Origin of the sequence: Anabaena sp. CCY 9613 (assembly GCF_963920895.1) — a bacterium.
GTDB lineage: Bacteria > Cyanobacteriota > Cyanobacteriia > Cyanobacteriales > Nostocaceae > Cyanocohniella.
The window spans coordinates 1-479 of record NZ_CAWUDE010000055.1 but is presented as its reverse complement, the minus strand read 5'-3'; the positions used below and the strand labels follow the sequence as shown (position 1 = coordinate 479).

Sequence of the window (479 nt, the reverse complement as noted above, 5' to 3'; positions counted from 1 at the left end):
ACGAGTCTTACTGATTCTCCACAAGCTTGAATTTCTGTGTGTCCCACAGTATTTGTTGACAATATCCTTATCCCTTCTTCTCTCAAGTTCCGTGAGGCATTTTCATCTCTATCATGAGTTGTTTGGCAACTTGGGCAAATCCACTCACGGATACTTAAATTCAGCAAATCATTCTTATATCCACAGCATGAACAAAACTTTGAACTAGGAAAGAATCTGTCAACTGGAACAAATTTACCCCCCTCTCTATCCAGTTTGTAACTGATGAAATTAAGCAACATACCAAAACCAGCATCGTGTATTGACTTAGCTAATTTGGTACGTGCTAATCCCTTAATGCAAAGGTTCTCAGCTACTATGACTTGGTTATCATCAACTAACTGGCGTGAGAGTTTATGGAGAAAATCTTGTCTAGTGTTTGATATTTTTTCGTGAACCTTAGCAACTACTTTAATTGCTTTACGTCTGTTGTTAGACCC

The 479-nt window shown here is 38.2% G+C and carries 1 protein-coding gene; it reads right to left on the bottom strand.

The features are described from left to right. A partial coding sequence (locus tag ACM0OT_RS23795) for an RNA-guided endonuclease InsQ/TnpB family protein (RefSeq protein WP_414566841.1) occupies window positions 1-479 on the bottom strand: 479 nt, incomplete at both ends.